Consider the following 23,601-nt stretch of genomic DNA (forward strand, 5'->3'; position numbering starts at 1 on the left):
GCCGATACGACAGCCCCTCCCCCAGCCCCTCCCGCAGGCGGGAGGGGAGCAAGAAGGACAAGATCATGACCTCTCCCTTCGATCTCTCCGGCAAGGTCGCCGTGGTCACCGGTGCCAATACCGGCATCGGGCAGGCCATCGCCGTAGCCCTTGCTGCGGCGGGTGCCGACGTCGCCTGCGTCGGCCGCACCCCCGCCGAGGACACCGTCCAGCAGATCCGGGCGCTCGGCCGCCGTGCGGAGATCATCTCGGCCGATCTCTCCACGATCGAGCCTGTGCAAAGAGTCGTGGATGAAACCGTGGAAAAGCTCGGCGGGCTCGACATTCTGGTCAACAATGCCGGCATCATCCGCCGCGCCGACGCGGTCGATTTCACCGAGGAAGATTGGGACGCGGTGATCGACACCAATCTCAAATCGGTGTTCTTCCTGTGCCAGGCGGCGGGCAAGCACATGATCGCAAATGGCGGCGGGAAAATCGTCAACATCGCCTCGATGCTGACCTTCCAGGGCGGCATCCGCGTGCCGAGCTATACCGCATCGAAGAGCGGGATTGGCGGGTTGACCAAGCTGCTCGCAAACGAATGGGCGAAGCACGGCATCAACGTCAACGCGATCGCGCCGGGCTATATCGCGACCAACAACACGACCGCGCTGCAAGCCGATCCGGTGCGCAACGCCGCGATCCTCGACCGGATTCCGGCGGGGAAATGGGGTGATGCCAGCGATTTGGGGGGTGCTGCGGTGTTCCTGTCGAGCAGCGCGGCGGATTACGTGCAGGGGCATATCCTGGCGGTCGATGGCGGATGGCTGGCGCGGTGATCGCCACCGTGGCGTCACCCCGGGCTTGTCCCGAGGTTCACGGTGCGGCAGGCGCGGCGTTCGTGGCGCGGTGGACCCCGGCACAGGGCCGGGGTGACGAAGGGGCCTGATTGTATGAAATTCCTCGCATTCGGTGAAATCATGCTGCGGCTCTCGCCCCCCGGGCGCGAATTGCTGATGCAGACGCCGAAGTTCGACGTGTGGGTGGCAGGAGCCGAGGCGAATGTCGCGGTGGCGCTTGCCAAGCTCGGGCATGATGTGGGGATTGCCAGCGCCCTGCCCGACAATGATCTGGGACGTGCTGCGCTGACCAATGTGCGCGGTGCGGGCGTCGATACCAGCGGCATCCAGTTTCGCGGCGAGCGGATGGGGCTGTATTTCGTGACCTCGGGCGCCGGAATGCGCGCGACCGAGGTGATTTACGACCGCGCCTATTCCTCCTTCGCCGAAACGCCGACCGAGGCGTGGGATTGGGACACGCTGCTGGCCCGGGTCGATCGCCTGCACTTGTCAGGCATCACCCCGGCGCTCGGGCCGGTGCCCGCCGCCACCGCCATTGCGGCGGCCGAAGCGGCGGCGGCGCGCGGTGTGGCGATTTCGTTCGATGGCAATTGGCGCGGGAAATTGTGGGAACGCTGGGACAGCGATCCGCGCGGCATCCTGACGCAGCTCGTCGCGCAGGCCGATCTGCTGTTCGGCAACCACCGCGACATTGCGCTGCTGCTCGGCCGCGACTTTTCCAGCGATGGCGAGGAACGCCGTCGTGAGGCAACCGAAGCGGCGTTCGCAGCCTTCCCCAAACTGCAGACGATCGCGTCGACCGCGCGGCATGTCGAGCATGTCGATCTACACCGCCTGTCGGCGCGGATCGACACGCGCAGCGACCATGCGCAGACCGAGGAAGTCGTGCTCGCCGGGATCGTCGACCGGATCGGCGGGGGCGATGCCTTTGCCGCGGGCGTGCTGCACGCGCTGCGCTCGGGCGGCGACAGCGCAGAGGCGGTGCGTACCGGCCTCGCGCTTGCAGCGCTGAAACATTCGCTGCCCGGCGATGCGAGCCTGTTCCGCCAGGCCGACATCGATGCCTATCTGGCCGGCGGACTCGATGTCCGGCGGTGATCTTACCCGCCGCGCGCTGATCGGCAGCAGCGCAGCGCTGCTGCTCGCGGGGCGCGCGGGCGCGGTCGCGCCACCGTGGATTACGGCGCCCTCGGGCCTGTTCGTCAACACGGTCGAGGACGGCGTGTTTACGTTTCGCGGCATTCGCTATGGCACGGCCGAGCGCTTTCGTGCGCCGCTGGCCTATGCCACGCCCGGCCAAGTCCGGCAGGCGACCGCATTCGGGCCGGTCGCGCCGCAAGCGGGCAGCAGCTACGGTCCGCAGTCCGAGGACTGTCTCTACCTCAACGTCTGGACCACCAATCCCGACACCACGGCCAAGCTGCCCGTGATGGTTTACATTCACGGCGGCGCCTATTCAGGCGGCAGCTCGACCGATCCGGCGGCGGCGCGAAGATCGCGACGATGCTGGGAATGCCCGCCGCCAAGGGGTTATTCCACCGCGCCGCGACGATGAGCGGGCAGCAAGTGACCGCCTCCGGTCCGCTCAACGCGACCGCGCGCACCCGCGCCTATCTGGCGAAGCTGGGCGTTAGCGAAAGCGACCTCGCGCCGCTGCTGACGATGCCGCAGGAGAGACTTGTCGCAGCGCTTGATGCGAGCGATCCGATCCTCGGCGGCGGGGTCTATTTCGGGCCGGTGCTCGACATGACATGGCTGACGCGGCACCCGTTCTGGCCCGACGCCAACCCGCAAGGCGTGTCGGTTCCGCTGATCCTCGGCAATACGCACGACGAGACGCGCGGCTTCCTCTCGCCGGATTCGGACAAGGTGAAGGGGCTGACGTGGGACAATCTTGCTGCGCGGATCGCCCCTGAACTGCGGATCGACATTCTGCCGGAATGGGTGGTGGCGCAGTATCGTGCGCACTTCCCGACGTGGTCCCCGACAGAAATCTTTTACGCCGCGACGACGGCGGGGCGGAGCTGGCGCGGACAAGTGATCGAAGCCGAGACGCGCGCGCGGGCCGGGGCGCCCGCCTGGGTCTATCAAGTCGATTTCAGCTCCCGCACCGATCCGCGCCGCGGCGCTTTCCATACGATCGACATTCCGCTGGTGTTCGGCACGCTCGGCGCGCGTGGGTCGCAGACCGGCACAGGGGCGGACGCGCGCGCGGCGAGCAGCGCGATGCAAGACAGCTTCGTCGCCTTCGCCAAGACCGGCGATCCCAATCATCGCGGGCGGAACCTGTGGCCGCGCTACGACCTGACGCGGCGAACGACGATGATCTTCGATACCGTCACGCGACCGGAGGACGATCCGCGCCGCTGGCAGCGTGAGCTGTTCGCGCGCGTTCCCTACATACAGCCCGGAACATAAAGCATAAAATTCAGCGTTGACACCGGTTACCAAAGACGACAATCAGGGCATCCGACGAGCCGCCATAAGAGCGGCCGTTACGCAGGAGAGGAGTGAAACGCGGTTCGAGCGCGCATTATCTTCCCTTCTGCACGCTGTCGCGCAGCCCTGATGGGCTTGACGCGGCCACCGGTGTCAATTCGCGTCGCGATTGCCGACGACGCGTAAAGGGGATGAAAGATGACCAAGCTTTTCAGCAGCAGGACGGCCCAGCGTGGCGTCTCCATCGGCGCACTGGCGATCGCGCTGCTGCTCCCGGCGACTGTCGCCGCGCAGACCGCGCCGGCAACTCAGGCCCCGACCACTCCCGAACTTGCCAGCGAAGATGCCGGGCAGGATATCGTCGTCACGGGTTTCCGCCAGTCGCTGCAAGCCGCGCTCAACGTGAAGAAGAACTCGGTCGCCGCGGTCGATTCGATCGTCGCCGAGGACATCGCCAAATTCCCCGATCAGAACCTTGCCGAATCGCTGCAGCGTATTCCCGGCATATCGATCCAGCGTGACGGCGGCGAAGGCCGCGCGATCACCGTGCGGGGCTTGGGCGCGCAATTCACCCGCGTCCGCGTGAACGGTATGGAGACGGTTGCGACCTCGACCGACGGGGCAAGCGCCAACCGCGACCGCGCGTTCGATTTCAACGTGTTCGCTTCCGAACTTTTCAGCTCGCTGGTGGTGCACAAGACCGCCGAAGCGTCGCTTGACGAAGGATCGCTTGGCGCGGTGGTCGATCTCAACACCGGCAACCCGCTCGCCGCGAAGGCCGGTTTCTCGGGCGCCCTGTCGGTACAGGGCTCCTATAACGATCTCGCCAAGACCCTCGGCCCGCGTGTTGCCGGGCTGCTGTCATGGCGTAACGATGCGGGCACCTTCGGAGCCTCGGTGTCGGCGGCCTATTCGAAACTCAACACGCTCGAACTCGGCAACAACACGACGCGCTGGGCGCAGGGTCGGTTCGATTCGGTCAACGGCACGCCGTGCTTCTATTCGTCGAATACAAGCGCGACGCCCGTCGCCAATGCCGGCGGCTTCTACCGTCCGAATGCTGCGTGCGATCAGGCTGCGTTGGCGTTCCATCCGCGTATTCCGCGTTACGGCGTGATCACGCGCGAGCGTGAGCGTCTGGGCATCACTGGCAGCGTGCAGTTCGCCCCGACCGATTCCACCAAAATCTCGATCGACGGCCTCTATTCGCGCTTCAAGGAAACGCGTGACGAGCAGTGGATCGAAGTGCTGCTGCGTACCAACGAGCGGTCGATCGACGTGGTCAACCCGACCTACGACACCAAGGGGAACATGGTCACGGCCACGCTGAACGACGCGTGGGTTCGCGCGGAACATTACAACCGCAAATCGCAGACCGAATTCTATCAGCTTGGCGGCACCTGGGATCAGGACGTGACGGACAAGCTCCGTTTCACGCTGCTCGGTGGCTTCTCCAAGTCCAATGCGAGCATCCCCCAGGAAACGACGATCATCTTCGACGATCGTGATGCGCAGGGATATAAATACGATTACACCAATTCGCGCAGCCCGCTGCTGACCTTTGGCACGAGCGTGACTGATCCAAGCAACTTCCAGCTCGCCGAAATCCGCGATCGCCCCTCAAGCACGATCAACAAGTTCCGCACCGCCCAGCTTCGCGTCGAATGGGATGTTGCCGAAGGATTCCAGATCAAGGCCGGTGGCGTCTATCGCCGCTTCAGCTTCGATACGGCGGGTTTCACGCGCGATACGGTTGTTTGCCCCAACGCCGGCGGGAAAGATGTCGTTCTCGGCACGATCACCTGCTCGCCAAGCTCGGCCTTCGGACCAACGTCCGTGTACGGTTTCCCGGTCACCGCCGCGCTAGCGCAAACGGTAAACCTCGGCAGCGCCGGACAACCGGCGGGCACGACGAGCACCTATATCGTCCCCAATTTGCCCGCGGCGACGGCGTTCACCAATCTGTACGGTCGCACGCCCGCGATCGACGCAAGCAACACGCGCGGCGTCGTCGAAAAGGTGACCGGCGGCTATCTCGAGTTCAATGCCAAGGGCGAATTGCTCGGTTTGCGCTACGCGCTCAACGCCGGCACGCGCTACGTCAAGACCGATCAAAGTTCGTACGGGTTCAACAGCGGCGTCAACGTATCGGTCCGCCGCAGTTATGACGATTGGCTGCCGTCGCTCAACTTCGCTTTGTATCCGACCGAAAACATCATCGCGCGTGCAGCGGTGGCGAAAGTGATTACACGGCCGACGCTAGGCAATTTGACGCCGGGCGGGACGATCGACGGCTTCAACTACCGTATCACCTTCGGCAACCCACAGCTCGATCCGTTCCGCGCGACCGCTTATGATCTCGCGCTCGAATGGTATTTCGCGCCGCAGTCGATCGCGTCGGTGGCAGTGTTCAAGAAGGATATCGAGAGCTTCCCGGTGTCGCAGCCATCCAACGGCACCTATGCGTCGACCGGCCTGCCGCTGTCGCTGCTCCCGCCCGGCTCGCCTGCCGCCGGCGCACCGGAGGGCCAGCCGTGGACGATCACGGGGAATGTCAACGGCACGGGTGCGAGCCTGAAGGGCATCGAGCTGTCGGTGCAGGCACCGTTCAAATTTCTGCCCGGTTTCCTGAAGAATTTCGGCGGCATTGCCAATGCGACCTTCGTCAATTCGACCGCGACTTATACCGTGTCGGGGCCGGCGGTGACCGCTTGCGTCCCTGGAGCCTTACCGACCTCGGCTTGCACGTTCGGTCCGCTGGTCACCTCAACGCGCAATGGCACGTTGTTCGGCCTGTCGAAACAAGCGTTTAACGGCACGCTCTACTATGAAGATTCGAAGTTCAGCGCGCGGGGCTCGATCAGCTATCGCGGACCCTATGTCGATGCCAACAGCGCCACCGGCAACGTGTTCGAAGGGTATAATGCAACCACCAACATCGATGCTTCGGTGCGCTATCGCTTCACCAAATGGCTCGAAGTCTCACTCGAGGGCGCCAACCTCACCGATACCTATCGTGATCGCTATACCGACCTCAATGCCAATCGCGCCTATGAGAACAACCATTTCGGCCGCACCATCCTGTTCGGTGCGCGTGTGAAAATGTAGTTTCGAACCGCCTTTCCTCCCCTCCGGACGTCGCCACCCCGTGGCGGCGTCCGTCTTGTTTGTGCTGGAGTCACGCCGATGTTCGACCGTCGCACCGCAATCTTGGGAACCCTGGCGGGCGGGCTCGCTGCGCCCGCGCTCGCGGTCGCGCAAACAGCGCCGCCGCGCATAGGGGCGACCACACCGGTTCCCGGCTTGCCAGAGCCTGACGAAACAATCGACCTGTGGCCGAAGGGTGCCCCCGGCAAGCTGAGCCCGCCAATCGTCGAGACGGTCGACGAGCGCAGCAAGGATGCCTCCCTTACCGATCGCGCGGTACACGGCATCTCCTGTCCACGCCTTATCGTGTTCCGCCCTCGCATCCCCAATGGATCCGCGGTGCTGGTCGCCCCCGGCGGCGGCTATGTCCGCGTCGTGATCGACAAGGAAGGCTATGAGATCGGGCGCTGGCTCGCGGCGCGCGGGTTCACGGTCTTCGTCTTGTTTTACCGCCTGCCGGGCGACGGCTGGGCGGCGGGGCCCAATGTCGCGCTCGCCGATGCGCAGCGCGCCATGCGGATCATCCGCGCCCGCGCGCGCGACTATGGCATCGTGCCGGAGCGCGTTGCTGCGATGGGTTTTTCGGCCGGTGGCCATGTCGTGGGCGATCTGGCGACGCGCTTTGCCGCGCCGGTCTATGCCCCGGTCGATTCCGCCGATCGCTTGAGCGCACGGCCAGATGCGGCCGCGTTGATCTATGCCGTCCAGTCGATGATGCCCGCGCTCGCGCACCCCGGCTCACGCGATCTGCTCATCGGCCCGGATGCGAGTGCGGCGTCAGCGGCGACACATAGCACGGCCAACAATGTCTCGGCCCAGACGCCACCCTGCTTCCTCGTCCATGCCGAGGATGATTCGGTCGTGAAGGTCGAAAACAGCATCGAGTTCCGCGCGGCGTGCAAGCGCGCGGGCGTGGCGGTCGAGACACATCTGTTCACCAATGGCGGCCACGGTTTCGGCCTGCGCCGCGCAATGGGCAAACCGGCCGAGGCGTGGCCCGACCTGTTTCTGGCCTGGGCGAGGACACAAGGACTCGGCTAAGCGCGCGACGCGAGTCAGGACGTGCAGGATCTCCCCGCGAGCCGCACTGAGTGAGCGCCGGTCGGGACTGAGCGGGGCGCATCGGGCTGACGCGCAAAGCCGTTGATGTCCAGTCCGATCCTATAATCGGCACAATGCCTTTTTGACGGTGCTGCGCGAAGTCGCGCGCGGCGATGCGCCGCGCTGACGATCGCGTTGAGCGCGATAGCCGCAGACGTTCGACGCACCCGCGCCTTTGCGAAAAATGCAATCCAGCAAACGTTACGCTCGGGAGTCATCCTATAAAGGAGATGTCATGCTCAAGGCGATCCCTGGATCGCCACGGTTTCCAACCAGTCGGTGCGACGCGTCGATCAATCATCCAGCAACAGGTTTACAGAATGAAAACGAGCTTCTTGATGTTCACAGTCGCGCCGTTGGCGCTGATACTTCCAGGCCTGGCCAACGCGGCAGCCGCCACGCCGACACCGGCGGCCGAGAAGCGCGTTGCCGCCGATCAGCAGTCGGATGCACCCGCCGAAAAGGCACCGGTCGAAGAGGCGTTCACCACCGGCGTCGCAAAGGGCCGTGACCGCCTCGACAGTGCGACGTCGACCAGCGCGCTGAGAAGCAGCGAGATCGAGAAGCTGAGCGCACGCTCGCTTGGCGACATCCTGCGCAACATTCCGGGCATTCGCACCGAATCTTCGACCGGTGATGGTAACTCCAGCTACACGATCCGCGGCCTGCCGCTGGCAGCCGGTGGCTCGAAGTTCATGCAGCTCGAGGAAGACGGCCTGCCCGTTCTCGAATTCGGCGACTTCTTTAACCTCGGTTCGGACATTTTCATCCGCGCCGATTTCAATCTAGCCGCGATCGAAGCGATCCGCGGTGGTTCGGCCTCGACCTTTGCGTCGAATTCGCCCGGCGGCGTGATCAACCTGATCTCCAAGACCGGCGATACCGAGGGCGGCGCGATCCAGCTCACCAGCGGCGTCGGCTATGACATGAAGCGCGTCGATTTCGATTACGGCACGAAGATCAGCGACACGCTCCGCTTCCATGTCGGCGGATTCTATCGCTCGGGCGAGGGCATCCGCCGCGTCGGCTACAACGCCTTTGAGGGCGGCCAGGTGAAGTTCAACGTCACCAAGACCTTCGACAATGGCTATATCCGCCTGTCGGGCAAGTATCTCGACGACCGTTCGCCGCAATATATGTCGGGCCCGGTGCGCATCACCGGCACCAACGACAACCCGACCTATAGCAGCGTGCCGAATTTCGACATTTTGCGGGACTCGGTCCTGTCGCGCAATATCAGCGGGATCATCGGATTCGACGAGAACAACCAGCCTTCCCGCACGTCGCTCCACGACGGGATGCGCGCCAAGGTACAGTCGATCGGTCTGGAAACGCAGTTCGAGGTCGCCGGCTGGTCGATCACCGAAAAAGCGCGCTATTCGAAGATTTCGGGCAGCGTCGCGCGGGATCTGATCTCGCCTTATTTTGCCGGCGTTGCGATCCCAGGCACGATCACCCCCGGCGGCACGCTGAGCTATGCCAACGGGCCGCGCACTGGGCAGATCATCGCCAACCCGAGCGCGCTCAACGGCAACGGCCTGGTCGGCGCGATGCTGTTGACCGACGTCCGTGCAAACGCGCTCGACAATTTCACCAACGATCTGCGCGCCAACCGCGTGTTTAAGGTCGGCAAGGGTGACCTGACGATCACCGGCGGCGTCTACAAATCGGTGCAGAAGCTCAACACCAACTGGCGCTACGTCAGCATCCTGCAGGACGTGGTCGGCGGCGGCAATTCGTCGTTGCTCAACTTCTCGAACGCAGCCGGCGTCGCACAGACCCAGGATGGTTACACCGGCTATGCCCTGGAAACCCCAGGCTCGGCATTCAACGGTACCTACAAGCGCGTCTTCGATGTGCAATATGACATCACCGCGCCCTACGGCTCGGTCAATTACCACATCGGCAAGATCGCGCTCGGCGGCAGCATCCGCTACGATACCGGCAAAGTCACCGGGCAGTTGCTCGGCTTCGATCTGGGTGGCAATCGCACCGGCCTCACCAGCTATGATTTCAACAACAACGGCACCATCTCGGTCGCCGAAGGCAGGACGGCCGTCGTGCCGCTGACGCGCCCGGCACCGGTGAACTACAAATACGATTACTTCAGCTACTCGCTCGGCGTGAACTACCGCATTGCCGAGGCGCTGTCGGCGTTCGCGCGGTATAGCCGCGGCGCGCGCGCCAATGCCGACAAGATCCTGTTCGCCACCGCGGTGAGCACGACCGATGGCAGCCTGGGCAATTCGGCGGATGCCTATGACGTCGTCACCCAGACCGAAGGCGGCGTGAAGTTCCGTCAAAAGGGCATCACCGTCAACGCCACGGCGTTCCTTGCGGACACGCAGGATACCAATGTGCAGGCCGGCACCGGCACCCAGACGAAGCGCAATTACCGCGCGTACGGCATGGAATTGGAAGCCGGTTTCCAGCACGGGCCGTTCAGCCTGACCGCCGGGGCGACCTATACCAAAGCCGAGATCAAGAACGACACGCTCAACGCTGCCGTTGCCGGACAGACGCCGCGGCGCCAGCCGGACCTGATCTTCGAAGCCACGCCGCAATATGACAGCAAGCTGTTCACAGTCGGCGTCAATATGATCGGCAACACCAGCAGCTACGCGCAGGACACCAACCTGCTGAAGATGCCGGGCTTTGTGATGGTCAATCCGTTCCTGCAAATCCGCCCGGTCGAGCGGGTGCAAGTGATGCTGAACGTCAACAACGCCTTCAACGAGCTGGCGTTGTTCGAAGTCAGCCAGTCGGCAGTCCCGGCGAACGGCGTCGGCTGGGCCCGCGCGGCCAACGGCCGCTCGGTCACCGCTTCGCTCCGCCTCGACTTCTGACGTGCCCGGGCCATCGCGCGTTCTCCCGGCGCGCGATGGTCCGGTCATCCCGACCGGTTTCATTGAAGGTTTCAAGATGTTCAAATCCATGAAGATCCCGAGAAAGCTCGCGCTTTCGTTTCTCGTCATCTGCGTCTCGGCGGCCGCAATGATGACGGTGTTTTTCATGAACATCAGCTCGATCCGGGCTGCGACCGACAGCAACAACCACAGTCAGCTGGTTCATGCAAAGGCGCAGATGCTGGAGACATCGCTGCTGCGTCAGAACAGCCAGATGCGCGGCTATTTGGTGACCGCCGACCCATCCTATCTCAAATCCTATGACGAAGCGCGCGACGATTATGACAGCGCATCGCGCGAACTTGAGACGCTGCTCGCCGAACCGGCGCTGAAGGCAGCGTTGCTCAAGTCGCGCACCGCGACGATCGAGTGGCGCAAGACGTGGGGCGACCGCCTGATCGAGAAGGTGAAGAGCGGCGAACGCGAGAATGCCCAGACCGAAGTGCGCGCCGCGGGCAAGGCCGTGCTGACTAGCGCCGCTGTCCTGCCGCTGCGTGACATTCGCGACGCCGAAGAGGCGTTGATCGAGAAAAATTCGGCGAGCCAGAACGGCGCAATCAGCTCCGCGGTCACGGTGCTTATCATTGGCGGAATCGCCCTGATCGCGATCGCGGTGTCGCTCGCCTTCCTGCTCAGCCAGTTGATCGCCAGCCCCATCTCCCGGCTTACCAAGACAATGGGCGATCTGGTCGCCGGCAATAATGCGGTGACCGTACCGGATGCCGACCGTGGTGATGAACTTGGCGACATGGCGCGCGCGGTGCTGGTGTTCCGCGACGCAGCGGTCGCCAAGGGCAAAGCGGATGAGGCTGCCGCCCGCGCCGAGGCTGACCAAAAAATGGTGGTCGCGACGATTTCCGATCAGTTGGCGGCGCTCGCCGACGGCAATTTGACGGCAGAAATCAGCAGCACCTTCCCGTCCGATTATGCTGCGGTGAAGACCAATTTCAACGCCGCCGTCGTGGCGCTGCGCGAGCTGATCGCGTCGGTGATGGATTCCGCCGCCACGATCCGCAGCGGTTCGTGCGAAATCGCGCAGGCATCCGAAGATCTCGCCCGTCGCACCGAATCGAACGCGGCAAGCCTGGAACAAACCTCCGCTGCCGTCACGCAGATGGACGGCCGATTGAAGGCGACGGCCATCGCCGCCAACCGCACCGCGAAGCGCGCAGAAGGCGCGATGGGCACGGTCACCGATGGCCGCACTACCGCCGAGGAAGCCGTGCAGGCGATGAGCCGGGTCTCGGAAAGCGCCAAGGGCATCGACAGCGTGATCGAAGGGCTCGACAAAATCGCGTTCCAAACCCGCGTGCTGGCGATGAATGCCGCCGTCGAGGCGGGCCGCGCGGGAGAGGCCGGGCGTGGCTTCGCGGTCGTCGCCGATCTCGTCTCTGCGCTCGCCATGCGCGCCGAGGAAGAAGCCGGACGCGCGCGGGATCAGTTGAGCGCGACGCAGACCGACATCGTCACCGCGGTCGGCGCGGTCGAGAAAGTGGACGTCGCTTTGGCCGAAATCTCCACCGGCTTTGCCGATGTGAACCAGTTGCTCGGCGACATTGCGACCGACAACCAGACCCAGTCGAACGCGATTACCGAGATCAGCAGCGCGCTCGGCTCGATGGACCAGGCAACGCAGCAAAATGCGGCGATGGTCGAGGAAACGTCCGCCGCCGCGCGCAATCTGGCGGAAGAAGTGAGCGGGCTGTCCCAGCGCGCGAGCCGTTTCAACGTCGGCGACGGCCATGCCCCCGCGGCAAATCGCCGCAGCAGCAGGGTAATGGATCGCCCGGTACGGAACCTGCCTGCCGCCGCGATCTCGGCACTGGTCCGCGCGCCGGCCTCGGGAAGCGATGACTGGCAGTCGTTCTAACGCGAAACACGCTCGCACGCTCATCAAGGCGGCCGAACGCGGTCGCCGCCGCGACATCGCTTGAGGACTCGGGCATGAATATGATTACGCCCGTGCTGGGCCATGCTGAACTGCGTCATCAGGCGGGGATCGCCCGTGCACTTGGTTCGTCCTTCGTCGCGGCGGTACTGGAGGCCGGACAACGCCAGCTCTACCGCGCGCCGCGCACGCAGCGGCTGATCGAGACCTGGCCCGGCGATCCGATCGATGCTGCGCTCGCGATGCGCTTCAACGCGGCGCTCCACGCGCTCGCCCGGCGCAACAAACGGCCCCGGCTTAGCGCGCTTTATCGCGGCCAGCATGACGATTTTGACAGTGCTATTGCGGAAACGCTGGACGCCGAGGATGCGTTTATCGCGGAATGGATGCGCCACACGCCCCAAACCAACGAGGTCGGCCGCGCCGCGTCGATCGCAGCGGCGCTGATGGTCTTACAGGAGCGCTTCGCCATGCCGGTCGAATTGCTCGAACTCGGCGCCAGTTGCGGCCTCAACCTCAATCTGGGGCATTATGGCTATACGCTTGGCGGCATCCGCGCCGGGATCGCAGATTCACCGGTGCAGGTCACGCCGGCGTGGAGTGGCCCCCCGCCGATCAACCGACCGTTCGCCGTCGCGGCGGCGCGCGGAATCGATTTGAACCCGCTGTCCGCAACCGATAGCAAAACGCGCGAGCGCTTGCTGTCCTTCGTTTGGGCGGACGAGCCGGAACGCGCGCAGCGCCTGGAGGACGCACTGGCGTTGGCGGTGCAACATCCGCCGCAGATCGACCGCGGCAACGCCGTGCCGTGGCTGGCCCGCCAGCTCTCAATCCCGCACGAACGCCGGACGTGCCGTGTCGTCTACCATTCGATGGTGCTGCAATATATGACGGGGGCCGATCGCGCGGCGATCGAGACGATGATCGCGGCGGCCGGTCGTCGCGCCACGCCCGATCGCCCGATCGCACGGATCAGCTTCGAACGCGAACGTGCGAACGAACAAGTCCAATTGATCCTGACGTGCTGGCCTTATGGCGAGCAGCGCTTGCTCGCGCATTGCCACACCTATGGCAAATGGATCGCGTGGCACTGACGGCCGTCGCCCGATCGTGCCACGCCGATTCCGGATTGTAGAGGATGGGGTGCAGGATGGACGGCGGATCGAATCGCACCGTCCCGGCGGCGGATAATGGCGGTGGACACGGTTTCCACCAAATCTGTCCCGAAAGTCGCCGGGAATGCCGATTTTCGACAATCCGATTGCCGATATTCCCCATTTGTTACGACCCTCATCATGCTTTCGCCGATGATGGTCTGCCAAAGCACGCTGACAGTCTTGATTGGACCGGTCGGGATCGATCGCCAGACCGGTCTTGGGCCGCATCTGACGGGATCCTCTGGTCGACGCCACGCATGTCTCGATCCGGTCCCGGTGCGCACATGAACAGATCTAACCGATCGTTGACCTGATAAACATAGGCGCACGCCCTGATCTCGGACCAACTTCACCGCCTCGTGCTTGAACTCCCGGCTAAACTTACATCGGTGCCGTGTCACCGCTCGGTTTCGAGAACACCTTACCTCGATGTCCACGAAACCGGGAGCAACTCATGCCTCGCTCAGAAGTTGAACCGGAGTCCGCCACTGACCGCAAAACTCTTGATCTGCGATCCATCGTTCAGGTTTCCGACGAGGAAGCCAGAAATTCGTCCGTCCCGCGCGCTTCCCGTTAGACCCAGCGAATAGCGCACCGCATGATCCCACGTCGACGAGTTAAGCGTGAAGACCGTCGCTGGTGCCGCGAAGGACAAGGTTGCTGTGTCGGTATTCGACCAGTTTTTGCGGTACGAAACGCCCGCGAACGGCTCGATCGTGACCTTCGCGTCGCTTCCGCCGCGGTAAGACACCCGCATCCCGCCTTCGCCGATCTTTGTGGTATGATCGCTCGGCGTATAGAGGCTGAGCGGGTCGATCTGCATCCCGGCGAAATCGGCGTCTGCATACGTAAAGCCAAGGAAAGGTGTCGCCGCCAGGCCGGTCTTGCCGCCGAAGCGATAAGAAGCATGGGCCGATCCAGCAATCGCGCTGCCGGTCAACTGGCGGCTCGGCGTGGCACCGAGCAGCGTCGGCAACGTGACGTCGAAGGTGCGCCATTCCTTACGGATGGTGCCGTCGATCGAGAATGCGCTGTTCCGCAGCGCTATATAGCCGCCAAGGAACGATGCATCGACCGCCATCCGATCCGTGTTCGAGAAGCCCGCCGCACCATCATAGATGCCGCCGGTTACACCGACATGCAGGTTCCAGTCCGCGCCAAGACCGAAGCGGACGTCCCCACCACCCTGCACTGACTGATGAACGATGCGGATCTGCGGGTTGGACGAGATGCCGACGCCGCCGCCGGTGATCGAAGTCGCGATCGTCTGCTTGGTGTATCCGCTGCTTGCGCGCATCCACAGGCCAAGCTTCACCCCACCCGCCTGCTCGTCGGTACGGCTGCTGAGGTATGGCACCATCGATTCATCGAGTTGGGACGACGCGGTTTCTGCAGCCAAGCTGAGGCTGCCGAGCGGCAATGCCGATGGGTTGATCGACTGGATCAGGCCGAACTGCGATGCATTCCCCGGGTTGCGTCCAAAGCTGTCGAGGATGAAGCCGGTGGTCGCAAACACCGTGTCGGACGTGAAGGTGCCTATCGCCGCGCCGGGGTTGACCACGACGATCGGCAGGAAACCGCCGGGCACGAAGGTCCGCGCCCCGACCAGGCTCATCCTGACGTTGGTGTTGCCCGTTGCCGCGCCGACAATGTTGAGGCGATCCGCCGACGCGGTAAGCGTGCTGTAATCGACGAAGAACTGACCACCCCCCGAATAGCTGCCACCGACCGTGACGACGTTGGTGGTCAAACCGTTTTGGGCGTTGATGATGCCGGTGTTGCTCATCGATCCGCCCGTGGTGAAGGTCCCCGCTCCCAGGAAATTGAGTCTTCCGGAATTGCCGGTTTTGCCGAGGAACTGCGCCGACCCGCCCGCACCGATATTCGCGGTGCCGAGGTTGGAGAAGCTACCCGAGAAGCTTGTCGCCGTGACGCCAAAGTTCGCTGTACCCAGGGCCGTGTTGCTGAAGGTTGAGGTCGCAACGTTCGAACCCGAGACCCTGACCGCTCCGTTCAGCGTTCCGGTGTTGCCGATGTTGAAGGCGCCGCCGTTGAAATTGCCGACGATTGCATTCGGCCCGGTGATCGTACCGCTGTTGTTGACGGTCGCGGTGCCTGCGCCTGTCGCGACAAGCTGGACGCCGGTGATATCGCCGATGATCAGACCCGCATTGTTGACGGTCAGCGCGCCCCCAACAGTATTCAGCGCAATTCCGAAGTCGGGATCGACCTTGCCCGTCGCGGTCACGTTGACCGTGATCGCCCCGTTGGTCGAGGTGCCCAGGATCCCGGCATTGTTCGCACCGCTGGCCTTCACCTCACCCGCGACGGTAATGACCGTCGCGCCGGTTGATGTGCCGCTGTTGGTCTGGATACCATGGCCGTTGGTGGCGTTGATCACCGAGCTTGCGCCCTGCGTGACGGTGATCGTTCCATTGCCGCCGCCCTGCAGCCGCGCCACGATTCCGGCGCCGTTGGTTGCGGTCGCATTCTTGTTGACGGCGACGACCACGCTGCCGTTCAGGCCGGTGGAGTTTGCGAACACCGCAGTACCGGCGGTGCCGGTGACCGCGCCGTTGGTGGTGACGGTGACCGTTCCCGAACCCGCACTCTGGGCAACGATGCCGTTCGTGCCGGACACGCTCCCACTGTTCACGACCTGAACAGCGCCAGCGCCCCCTGCCTTGACCTGCTGCGCCAGGATTGCGGTGTCTCCGGTTGATGTCACGCTACCCGCCGTTACCTTGACGCCCCCACCGGTGGAGAGTGCGAAAATGCCGTTGCCGGTGGTCGGGCCGATCGCTCCGAGCGCATTCACCGTCGTGGTACCGCTTCCGAAGTTTTCGGCATCGATACCGAAGCGCCCGGTGATTTTACCGCTGGTGGTGACATCGACATTGCCGGTACCCGTCGGCGTGATGACTGCGGCGAGAACGCCTGCGTTGGCTGCGCTGATGTCGCCATTGGCCACAACTGTTACATTGGCGGCCGTCGCTATCGTACGCACGTCGATGCCGTTCGCATTTGCGCCGAGTGCAGTGACCTTCCCGGTCGTGACGGTGATGTTGCCGCCGGTCGCCGTGTCAGTCACAACGATGCCGTTCCCTGCGGTGGCGCTGATGGCCCCCGAAAGATTGATCGTGACGGTGCCCGAACCAGCATTCTGAATGGTAGCACCATTGCCGGATCCGCCGGCAAAGCCGCCTGCACCGGTGACAGAGATGTCACCTGTCCCGGCCGCGCCGCCAAGCAGCGTCAGGCCGTTCGTCGCGCCGGTCACGGTATCCGCCACTTTGACTGTAACTGCGCCATTCCCAGAGGCCTTGATTCCCTCGGCGGCTGTGCCAGTCACACTCCGGTTTGCCACGACAGTGATTGCACCGCTGCCGAGGTTGTTTGCGACGATGCCGGTGGTTCCCGAAATTGCGCCATTGGTCGTGACGGCAACTGAGCCGGTGCTGGTTGCATTGACCTGCTGCGCGACGATCGCGGTGTTGCCGGTCGCGGTCACATCGCCGGCACTGACCATGACGTTGCCGCCGGTGCTGAGCGCGAAGATGCCGTTGCCGCTGGTCGCGGTGACCGCGCCCAGCGTGGTCACCGACGTGTTACCCGATCCGAAGTTCTCGGCATCGACCCCGAACCGCGCGTCGATCTTGCCGTTGGCGGTGACCGCTACGGCGCCGGTCGCCGCGCCGTTGATGATCGCCGCGACCAGGCCGGCATTGCCTGCCTTCACATCGCCATTCGCCAACACGTTTACATTGCCGGTCAGCGACTGGCTCTGCACGTCGATCGCGTTCTTGCCTGCGGTGAGCGCGGTGACCGCGCCGGTGGTGACGCTGATGTTCCCGCCCGCTGCGGTATCGCGCACGATAAAGCCGCTGCCGCCCGCCGAGCTGCTCGCGCCCGCGATGGTGACCGTGGTAATGCCAGACCCGTTGTTGAGGATGTTGGCCGCATCGCCGGTCCCGCCGACGAACCCGCCGGTGCCGGTGACCAGGATGTTGCCAGCCCCGCCGGTGCCGCCGACCAGGCTCAGCCCGCGGGTCGCGCCGGTCACGGTGTTCGCGACGCTGACGCTCACCGCGCCGTTGCCGGTCGCCTTGATGCCCTCGGCGGCCGTGCCGGTCACCGTGCCGCTGGTGGTGATGGCGATCGCACCGCTGCCCGAGTTCGCAGCGACGATGCCGGTCGTGCCCGAGACATTGCCCGCGGTGACACTGATCGCGCCGGTGCCGGCGACCTTGGTCTGCTGCGCGATGATCGCGACGTTGCCGCTCGAGGTCACGTCGCCGGCATTGACCGTAACGTTGCCGCCAGTCGCCAGCGCGAAGATGCCGTTGCCGCTGGTCGCGGTGACCGGGCCGACCGTCTTGACGGTCGTCGAGCCGCTGCCGAAGTTCTCGGCATCGACCCCGAACCGCGCATCGATCGCGCCGTTCGCGGTCACGTCGATGTTGCCGGTCGCGGCGGCATTGAGGATCGCACCGACCATCCCGGCGTTGCCCGCCTGGATGTTGCCATTGGCGACCGCGGTCAGGTTGCCGGTCAGCGACTGGCTCTGCACGTCGATCGCGTTCTTGCCTGCGGTGAGCGCGGTGACCGCGCCGGTGGTGACGCTGATGTTCCCGCCCGCTGCGGTATCGCGCACGATAAAGCCGCTGCCGCCCGCCGAGCTGCTCGCGCCCGCGATGGTGACCGTGGTAATGCCAGACCCGTTGTTGAGGATGTTGGCCGCATCGCCGGTCCCGCCGACGAACCCGCCGGTGCCGGTGACCAGGATGTTGCCAGCCCCGCCGGTGCCGCCGACCAGGCTCAGCCCGCGGGTCGCGCCGGTCACGGTGTTCGCGACGCTGACGCTCACCGCGCCGTTGCCGGTCGCCTTGATGCCCTCGGCGGCCGTGCCGGTCACCGTGCCGCTGGTGGTGATGGCGATCGCACCGCTGCCCGAGTTCGCAGCGACGATGCCGGTCGTGCCCGAGACATTGCCCGCGGTGACACTGATCGCGCCGGTGCCGGCGACCTTGGTCTGCTGCGCGATGATCGCGACGTTGCCGCTCGAGGTCACGTCGCCGGCATTGACCGTAACGTTGCCGCCAGTCGCCAGCGCGAAGATGCCGTTGCCGCTGGTCGCGGTGACCGGGCCGACCGTCTTGACGGTCGTCGAGCCGCTGCCGAAGTTCTCGGCATCGACCCCGAACCGCGCATCGATCGCGCCGTTCGCGGTCACGTCGATGTTGCCGGTCGCGGCGGCATTGAGGATCGCACCGACCATCCCGGCGTTGCCCGCCTGGATGTTGCCATTGGCGACCTCGGTCAGGTTGCCGGTCAGCGACTGGCTCTGCACGTCGATCGCGTTCTTGCCCGCGGTCAGCGCGGTCACCGCGCCGGTGGTGACGCTGATGCCGGTGCTGGTGGCGACGTCGCGGACGGTAATACCAGCACCCGTTGCGGCGGCGACGTTGCCGCCCACGACGAGATTCACCGAGCCGAGTCCACCCGTCTGCACTGCGTCGAACGCGTTGCCGTTACCATTGTTGACGATGTCTCCGCCCGTGTAGACAATCGACCCGCCCGCCGCTTTAACCGATAGAGCCGCTGTGCCGCCCGCCACCGGCGTGTTGCCGGCATCGACGCTGATCGTGCCGCCATTGGTGACGGTTACGCCACCGGTACCGGTATTGGTGATCGAAAGACCGTTGCCGCTGACGGTCTTGCCGCCTGTCACGACGATCTGGATCGGAGACGCGGACACACCCGGATAATCACGGTCATCAGGCGCATTTGCGGGGAAGGACGTATCGGTGGTGGGCGTGTCGCCACAGGTTACCGTGACGACTCCGACAACACACTGCGCCCAAACCGTAGTCGGCGTAAAAAGCCCCAGGCCAGCAGCAGCCGCAATCGCAACGCTGGACTTAAGGGACAACCGGCTCGCCTGGGAAAGCAGATCTTTTCGGAGGACGGCTTTCGTAGACTTCGTGGTTACGCCGCGCGCGATATTGCCAAGCACCATATCCCTGCCCCCGTCTAGCCTGATCTATTCACCGGCAGCGTTTCTCAGCCGATGGGTCAGCGCAGGCGTCGTGTAGCCGCAGGCAGGGCGCATGGGTCCCAAGCGCCTGTCTCATCGCGGGTTCACAGTTTGGGGCGGAGTTGATGGGCGGGGTTCGTTTGGCGGCCACTGCCGCATCGATCATGGTCCCGTGGTGCGCAAGTTGAGCGCGATGGATCGGAACAGCGCGGCATCGGGACAGGCGCTTGCGAAGGCGATGCGGATGCGGCTGGTGGTTTCGACGACGCGCGCGGCGACCTTGAGCAGCCGCAGGCGGATGGTCGCGAACTCGGCGGTGCGGAGCGTGGCGGTTGCGGGCATAGCGTGCCGCACGGCCCACATCAGCCAGTAGGCGGCGGTGTGAAGGATGAGCCGCATCTGATTGGCGTTGGCCGAGCAGCAGGAGGTTCGGTCGCTCTTCAGCTGCGTTTTATGCAGCTTGATCAAGTTTTCCGCCTGGCCGCGGGCGCAGTAAAGCGTGTCATAGATCCGTTCAGCGCTGCCCTCGGCAAGCGAGGTGACAACGAGGCGGATGTCGAGGCCGAGGCTGCTCGCCTCGATGCGAGCAACGACGCGACGTTCGGTATTCCCCCAGGTTTTCGCAGCGTAGCGCGTCTCTGCGTAACGCCTTAGTTCGACCAGTCCCTGCAATGCCCGGTCGGTCGCGCAGGCATCGCCTTCCCGAACGATGACGGGATCGGCGTGGAGCGTGCGGTTGCCGGGCAGCCCGAAGATGTAGTCGATTCCGTTCGCCTCGCACCAGGCCATCGGCTCTGGCCGACCGTAATGACCATCGCCGCGCAGCGTGATCCGGGTATCGGGCCAGTGGCGACGGATACGTCGCACGAGCCGGCGAACATGGCCGGCGACTTCCTTGCCCGACGGCGTTTTGCCGGTGCGCAGCAGCATCGCAACCGGCCGCCCGGTAGCGGTGTCGTAGACATGGATCGGCAGGAAGCAGCGCTCGCCGTAGTGGCCGTTCCAGAAAGAGAGCTGCTGCGCGCCGTGTACGACGTCGACGGTATCATCGATGTCGAGCGTCACCGCCGCAGGTGGCACGGGGTAGCTCGCGCAATAAAGGTCGACCAGCGTACCGGTCAGACGGATCAACTCGCGCGTAGTCGGCGCGTTTTCCCACCGGCTCATCGTCGGCTGGCTGGCCAGCCCGAACGGATCACCCGGCAGTTTGCCGAGCGCCAGCTTGAACCCTGGATCATGCCGCAGGGCGTCGAGATCATTGGCGTCTTCATACCCACACGAGATCGCGAGCATGCGGGCGCGCAAGATGTCGGCGACCCGGTGGATCACCCGACCCTGATCGCGCGGATCAGCGATGCAGGCGGCGAGCCGATCCGCGATCCCCAACCGCCGCTCGGCCTGTGCGAGCAGTAGCACGCCGCCGTCCGACGTCAGCCGACCGCCGTCGAACGCGGCGGTGATTTTTCGACCACGAATGGCTGGGAAGGTGAAGGAGAACCCACTATCGTCGGCCATGGCGGTCGTGGCACTTTCTGTCTGGAGCAGAGGGATGGCGTAAGCACCCTTTCTCTACTCCAAACCAAAGACTTAGACCACGATCGCCACCACCGATTATCGCTCCCGATGAATAATCCGGGCTAGGTGGCCCAGCCCAAGCCGTTGCATACAATACGTTTGTTACGTATTTATGCGGAAGGTCATGATCTTTGATACAAGGGCTGTCAACTTGCAAAGCTCAAGCAGATTCTCCCGAAGCAACTGTAACTCCTATCCCATGATCGACATTAGACTCTACCGGGTCTAGCCCTCTAACAAAGCTGCACTTGCGATTCCGGCGAGCAGGTTCGGGATATGTTGCTCAGAAATATCGCGAATTTCTCGGGGATCGCTGACGGGCTGGCCATCGCGCGCGAAGCCGATCTTTCCTGTAAGCGCGGCCTCTTCCAGTACCTGCGCCAAGTCAGAATGATCGCGACTGCCGTCCATTGCCGGCAACAGAATCCGAGTCGCGGGATCGAGCGCCACGGGTTCATGACGAAGATTCGTGGTGGTGGCGCTACCATCGGCGGCGTCCGCTTGCGCAAGCGCGCTGGCGACCGGTTTACCCGCAATGTCGCAACGCGCGTTGACAGGCTCTAGCGCTATCGTGGCCATCCCCACCAGCACCATGCGAAAGAGCGCGTCCAGCAGCATTACCCGATCTGTATTGCCATCACTGCAATCCTCGAGCGTAGAGGATGCCGGATATCGCGACACCAGCCGCGCAATACCTTCGGCAACCTCTGCAGATCCGGTGGTCAGCGTGCGGCCGACGGCATCAGTCGCAACATAAGCTTCGCCGTCGCGCTTAAGCCTCATCCCCGACATCGTGAGGAAATGCATCCGCGCAAGCCGATCCGGCATAAGCGCGCGATTGACCGTTGCCATCCGCTCATGACCAATCAACAGGCTTTGGCGGAAAGTGCGCCCCGACAAGAGATCGAGATATTGCTCGGACTTCACCAGATCGTTGCCCGAACGCACACGCACCTGCTCCGCCACTTCTGCGCCATAGTTATCGAGGATCATCGCCGGCAGATCGCACTCCGCCAGAAACCCCAGTCCGTTGCGCGTCGCCCCTGCCGCGAAATCTCGCACTGTGCTGGGCTGGTTGGTCTCTTCGAGAAATTCGTGTGCGATGTAATCGTCAGGCAGCGCGGCAAGCCGCTCCCCCCAGCTGCGAAGCATGTCACCATATGGCCCTTTTTCTGGTGTCGCGCTCTTTAGGAAGCCTAGCAGTTCCCGGGCTTTCGCGACGCGCGCGAGTGAATCCATCTCATCAGGAATTTCGAGCATGAAAGCATCGCGCAACGGCTGCATCATTCGCCACCCTGGCAACACGTTATAGCTGATGCAGGCAACGCCAACCGGGGAAAGTCGCGCACGAATGATGCGCAATATGGCGTCTTGCACCGCGCCGGGAACCCAACTGTAAACGCCGTGACAAATGATATAGTCAAATTTACCCAATTCTTCGCCAATTTCGGTAAAACTTTGGCAGCGGATTTCGATGTTCGTAAGACCAAGTTTTGAAATCCTCGAGCGGCCCGCGGCGACCTGTGTTCGCGCAAGATCCACGCCGACGAAAGTGGCATGCGGATAGCGCACGGCGTAGGGAATGATGTTCCCTCCCGAGGCGCAGCCAAGCTCAAGAACCTTTGCATTAGCGAGTGGTGCGGCGTCGAGTCCGAACAGACCGGCGATTGCGCCTAGCCGCGACGGCTGGCTCTGGGGAAAGGCCTTGGACTGATAGGGAAGCAGATCATATTTCAGCGCAGTCCGCGCTATATTCGCTTCAATCTCTTCGAGCACCGGATTTGAGTTCATATTAAATCCCGCCTATCTAAGGTTTTAACCAGTATAACGGCTAGGATATGTATACTCAATTGTTCAGCGTTGTGGCTGTTCTACAATAGCTCGCTCGATGTCTTGAGAAACATTATATAGTTAAACATCGCAATTTCATGATCTTGCGATGCAGAGAGCCGAAACCTGTGGTCGTGCGATGAACGGCTATGAGGTGGTCGGGCAATGTTTACGCGACGTCGTTGAAGGGGCGGCCATTACAGTGGGGCCATGTGTCATGAACAAGCGTCCGCTGATGTAACCGAGGCGCCCGAAAGCAGGCCGTCAATTTGCCACCCGTATCGCTTTCAAAACAGCCGGCCCGCCCACTACCTTGCCTGGACGCTCGGAACCGAAAAAGACTGCTCGCGGGTCTGGAGCCTTGGGCGCGCCCTTTATAGTCGCGGTTGTTGGCAGGTATGTCTGTGATGCCGACGCCAACCACGGCAAAGCCTGGAAGCCTTGGTTTCTGGGACCCTGCCGGACGCGTGACATGTAGATTTGGTGGACAGGGTAGGGTTCGAACCTACGTAGGAGAAACTCCGGCAGATTTACAGTCTGCTGCCTTTAACCACTCGGCCACCTGTCCATCAGGGCCGCTTCCCGAAAAGCGAGGCGTGCCAATGCCGACGACGTGCGCCCGTGTCAACGGATAACGCCACCCGGCTGCGCCCTACCCCCAAAACCCCGCCCTTGCACC

10 protein-coding genes, 1 tRNA gene and 1 pseudogene are annotated in these 23,601 nt (G+C 63.6%); 8 read left to right on the forward strand and 4 right to left on the reverse strand.

Translation table 11 applies throughout. The features are described from left to right. The first annotated feature begins 65 nt into the window (after positions 1 to 65). The 8 genes and pseudogenes from kduD (at position 66) to HMP06_RS10130 (ending at position 13,417) form a co-directional block, all read left to right on the forward strand. Complete coding sequence (gene kduD / locus HMP06_RS10095; protein ID WP_176496978.1) at positions 66 to 821, forward strand: 2-dehydro-3-deoxy-D-gluconate 5-dehydrogenase KduD; 756 nt, start codon at positions 66 to 68, stop codon at positions 819 to 821. Between the two features lie 114 nt (positions 822 to 935). Next, positions 936 to 1,940 (forward strand): sugar kinase, encoded by a 1,005-nt coding sequence (locus HMP06_RS10100; RefSeq protein ID WP_176496979.1) that lies wholly within the window; start codon positions 936 to 938, stop codon positions 1,938 to 1,940. Next, positions 1,927 to 3,260 (forward strand): annotated as a pseudogene (locus tag HMP06_RS10105) (carboxylesterase family protein). The gene HMP06_RS10100 and the pseudogene HMP06_RS10105 overlap by 14 nt, the downstream one beginning before the upstream one ends. 219 nt (positions 3,261 to 3,479) lie before the next feature. Further along, positions 3,480 to 6,389 (forward strand): TonB-dependent receptor, encoded by a 2,910-nt coding sequence (locus HMP06_RS10110; RefSeq protein ID WP_176496980.1) that lies wholly within the window; start codon positions 3,480 to 3,482, stop codon positions 6,387 to 6,389. Between the two features lie 78 nt (positions 6,390 to 6,467). Further along, a complete protein-coding gene (locus HMP06_RS10115) occupies positions 6,468 to 7,469 on the forward strand; it encodes an alpha/beta hydrolase (RefSeq protein ID WP_176496981.1) in 1,002 nt (333 codons plus the stop codon). A gap of 380 nt (positions 7,470 to 7,849) precedes the next feature. Continuing rightward, the gene (locus HMP06_RS10120; protein ID WP_176496982.1) at positions 7,850 to 10,375 is read left to right on the forward strand and encodes a TonB-dependent receptor domain-containing protein; all 2,526 of its coding nucleotides are present in this window, start codon (positions 7,850 to 7,852) and stop codon (positions 10,373 to 10,375) included. Between the two features lie 76 nt (positions 10,376 to 10,451). Beyond that, complete coding sequence (locus HMP06_RS10125; protein ID WP_176496983.1) at positions 10,452 to 12,305, forward strand: methyl-accepting chemotaxis protein; 1,854 nt, start codon at positions 10,452 to 10,454, stop codon at positions 12,303 to 12,305. Positions 12,306 to 12,379: 74 nt separating this feature from the next. Continuing rightward, positions 12,380 to 13,417, forward strand: coding sequence for a DUF2332 domain-containing protein (locus HMP06_RS10130; protein WP_176496984.1), 1,038 nt, complete (start codon positions 12,380 to 12,382; stop codon positions 13,415 to 13,417). 526 nt (positions 13,418 to 13,943) lie between these two features. Here the strand turns inward: HMP06_RS10130 and HMP06_RS10135 are convergent. The 4 genes from HMP06_RS10135 to HMP06_RS10150 form a co-directional block, all read right to left on the reverse strand. Continuing rightward, entirely contained in the window at positions 13,944 to 19,238 is a 5,295-nt protein-coding gene (locus tag HMP06_RS10135; protein WP_176496985.1) for a beta strand repeat-containing protein, read from the reverse strand. A 441-nt stretch (positions 19,239 to 19,679) separates the two neighbouring features. Then, positions 19,680 to 21,032 carry an IS1380 family transposase gene (locus HMP06_RS10140; protein WP_176495742.1) on the reverse strand — a complete coding sequence of 451 codons (1,353 nt, stop codon included), beginning with the start codon at positions 21,030 to 21,032 and terminating at the stop codon, positions 19,680 to 19,682. A gap of 285 nt (positions 21,033 to 21,317) precedes the next feature. Further along, positions 21,318 to 22,883: a methyltransferase regulatory domain-containing protein gene (locus HMP06_RS10145; protein ID WP_176496986.1), complete on the reverse strand. Its 1,566-nt coding sequence runs from the start codon at positions 22,881 to 22,883 to the stop codon at positions 21,318 to 21,320. A 520-nt stretch (positions 22,884 to 23,403) separates the two neighbouring features. Then, positions 23,404 to 23,490, reverse strand: a tRNA-Tyr gene (locus tag HMP06_RS10150). Between the last annotated feature and the right edge of the window lie 111 nt (positions 23,491 to 23,601).

Origin of the sequence: Sphingomonas sp. HMP6 (assembly GCF_013374095.1) — a bacterium.
Classification (GTDB): domain Bacteria; phylum Pseudomonadota; class Alphaproteobacteria; order Sphingomonadales; family Sphingomonadaceae; genus Sphingomonas.